Genomic DNA, 3,064 nt, shown 5'->3' on the forward strand with positions numbered 1-3,064 from the left:
TTCATCTTTTAGCTTCCCTTGTGCATGCAGTGTCACTTTCTTAGAAAGGCACTTGGATACCATCCAGTTTATTAAGATAAAATGAACTAAGGGTTTTATCTACAGACCAAAGTCAATGCTTTAAGCTTGGACTCAAACTCTCTTAGTTCTCGTCATAGAATAATAGCTCATTACTCTATTTAGAGAGATACAAGGTTGGACTTCAGTCCATCAAGTTAAATGAAATTTAACCATTTTCAACATAAAAACTGATCAACAACATAATACTCACTGCAGGGGTTTGTTGGTCCATCAGTATAATCACCCGCTTAACGATTGGCGACTGAAGTCCGACCTACAAAACGATTATCCATGGTTATTTTTAGCGATTCTTAATTATTGTTTCTTACCACACCTGGCAAGTTATCAAGCTGCTGCTCTAAATAACTACTGGTCGCATTCAAATTAGATACGATCAAATCCATAGCATTATATTGTGCGAATAATCGTGCTTCTAATGAATCAATACGACGAGTAAAGTCGATGCGTTCATCATCTATTTTTGTTAATTGATTATTTTTACTGTCTATACGCCCCTCAATTAAACCGCCTGACTCAGTGTAAAAGTCAGTTAAGGTTTTAAGTGAAGCAGCAAAACCTGGGACATCGTCAGAGCCAACAAAAAAGTTTTGCACTCCGCCAACATTCAATGCTATTTGTTCATTTAAATCTTCACTGTCTAGTTCTAATTTACCAAAGCGGTCTGCACGAACACCTAATTGGTTCAAGGTTAAATTGTCACTGCCACTACTGGCAAATGAGCTACTAAGCTCTTGGCGTAGCTTACCCATTACACCACGTAATAGTGAGTCGCCCGCAAGTGGGCCTACTCCATCTTCGCTTGACGCACCAAGTTGCTTACTAAGATCAACCAGTTCGTTATAACTTTTTACAAAGCCTTCAATACCCGCTTTAATATTAGCATTGTTTTCAGACACACTCGCTTTGCTGATATCGTCATCAACATCATGCACTTTTTTTGCTGTAATGGTTATGCCGTCGATAGCATCAACAAATTCATTACTACTGTTGGTGACCACTAAGGCACCATCTATGGTTATTTTTGCGTCAGTTGCTGCACTAGTTTCTGAAAGATTTTTGGCAAAGGTAGGCGAGGCTGAGTCAGCATCATAAGCTAAACGAGATAAGCCCATATTGTCAGTATTGTTACCGTCAGAAACATCGTTGCTCGTCACTTTAATGGCGTTAGCAAGACCGGTTTCTTTGCTGGTAAAAACAAGATGTTGGCCGTTATCATCGGTAATAATAGTGGCGGTAATTGAGTCGTTATCTAGGCTGTCATTAACCGAGTCGCGAATATCACCTAATGTTGCACTGCTTGATACGCTAATATCAAAACTGTTACTACCTGAAGCAAAAGTTAAGGTACCTTCACCTACAGCTTCGCTACTGTCAATGCCCGCCGAAACGAGTTTATGCGTGCTGGCTAGTTGGTCAACCTGAACAGAATAACTACCCACTTCAGCGCTTTTTGTACTGCTTAGTGCAACAAAATCATCCGAGCCAGTGATATTTCTTTGTTGATATTTATCTGTACTGGCTAAATTTTCGATAGCGTCAGCGACATTTTGCAAGCCACCTTTTAACGCACCAACAGCAGAAATATCTGTTGTTATTGCGGCTTCGCGACGATTTAAACGACTTTCAAACGGTGCCCGTTCAGCACCGACAATCGCGTCAACAATTTCAGAAACCTGAAGGCCTGAGCCTATACCTGTAAAGGCAATATCTACCATAATTTCACCAATTTTTGTTGCAGTAAGTGCTAACTAAAAGTATACCTAAATAAATAACGGCCATTAAAAACAATAGCAAATAGAGCGTAAATAATAGCCGTTAAAATAACTGTTAATCGAGCTTATATTTCTGTATCTATCAAGTTACCCGTTGCATTAGACAATTTAGAAATAATACCCAACACTTCTTCCGACGGATATTGCTTAACTAAATCGCCGGTGCTTTTATCTAGCACTTTAATAACATCGCGTCCCGAATCTTTATCGACTAAAAATTCTAAACTTCGATTCATTTCACCCATAAAATCTTGCAATTGTTGCGCCACCTTTTCCAATTGCTTGGGTGTCATCGCTTGTGTTTTGCTTGCTTCACTGATACTGGTTTTACTTTGCTCTTCAATACGGGCTGTATTTTTTGCTAAATCGTTTTCAGCCTCTGCTTTATGTAAAGCTGATCGCTCAGCTTTGTCACTGTTTAATTCAATCTTTGTTGAGTTACTTAAATCAGCAACGGTATTGGCGGTATTAGTTACATTCATCTCTGACCCCTTTTTATCACCTAAACACATGACGTTACTGTCTATTATTAATACTACTTTAAGGTGACATTTCATTAACGATAAAACGCAAAAAGGAAGGAGTAATAGCCCCTTCCTTCACTTATGCCACTAACATAAAATCTATACTAGTGTGAGCTGGAGACCTAACCTAACAAGCTTAATGCGGCTTGTGGTAATTGGTTAGCTTGCGACAAGATTGACGTACCTGCTTGTTGCAATATTTGGCTCTTAGTCAAGTTTGCTGTTTCTACCGCAAAGTCAGTGTCTTGAATACGGCCACGTGACGCGGATAAATTTTCTTGAATATTAGATAAATTACTGATGGTATAGTCAAAACGGTTTTGCACCGCACCTAAATCAGCTCTTTGGTTATCAATTTGAGCCAATGCCGAATCGATAGTTGCTAGTGCACTTTGTGCACTAGCTGCACCTGTTGATATATCTAATGAAGATATTTTGGTTTGAGTAGAGCCTGTATCTCCTGAAATAGTTCCCGTCGTACCTGAAATTGAGAATGTGTCATTACTACTTAATTCTAATTTAGATGAAAAACTTGAAGTACCGGCTGAACTATCGGTTCCGTCTAATGCTGTATCTGCAGCAGTCGCCCCTGAAATATCAATGCCAGCAACACCGGTTGCTCTAATCGAAATAACACCGGCTGTACTCACTGATGTATCGTAACCCGCCTTACCCAAGTCTTCTGCT

General features: G+C 39.5%; 3 protein-coding genes. All 3 read right to left on the reverse strand.

Annotated elements, in window-relative coordinates; genetic code table 11:
- Positions 1 to 371: 371 nt before the first annotated feature.
- On the reverse strand, positions 372 to 1,796 hold the full coding sequence (gene fliD / locus H4J65_RS00465; RefSeq protein WP_182194110.1) for a flagellar filament capping protein FliD: 1,425 nt from the start codon (positions 1,794 to 1,796) through the stop codon (positions 372 to 374).
- Positions 1,797 to 1,918: 122 nt separating this feature from the next.
- Complete coding sequence (locus tag H4J65_RS00470) at positions 1,919 to 2,335, reverse strand: flagellar protein FlaG (RefSeq protein WP_182194113.1); 417 nt, start codon at positions 2,333 to 2,335, stop codon at positions 1,919 to 1,921.
- Between the two features lie 164 nt (positions 2,336 to 2,499).
- Positions 2,500 to 3,064, reverse strand: a 565-nt coding sequence (locus H4J65_RS00475) for a flagellin (RefSeq protein WP_259367455.1), incomplete at its 5' end; no start/stop codon positions are given.

Origin of the sequence: Colwellia sp. MB02u-9 (assembly GCF_014077085.1) — a bacterium.
Classification (GTDB): Bacteria; Pseudomonadota; Gammaproteobacteria; order Enterobacterales; family Alteromonadaceae; genus Cognaticolwellia.

Coding starts and splice junctions, on each gene's coding strand:
- fliD (WP_182194110.1), bottom strand. CDS start 1,796: ATGGTAGATATTGCCTTTACAGGTATAGGCTCAGGCCTTCAGGTTTCT.
- H4J65_RS00470 (WP_182194113.1), bottom strand. CDS start 2,335: ATGAATGTAACTAATACCGCCAATACCGTTGCTGATTTAAGTAACTCA.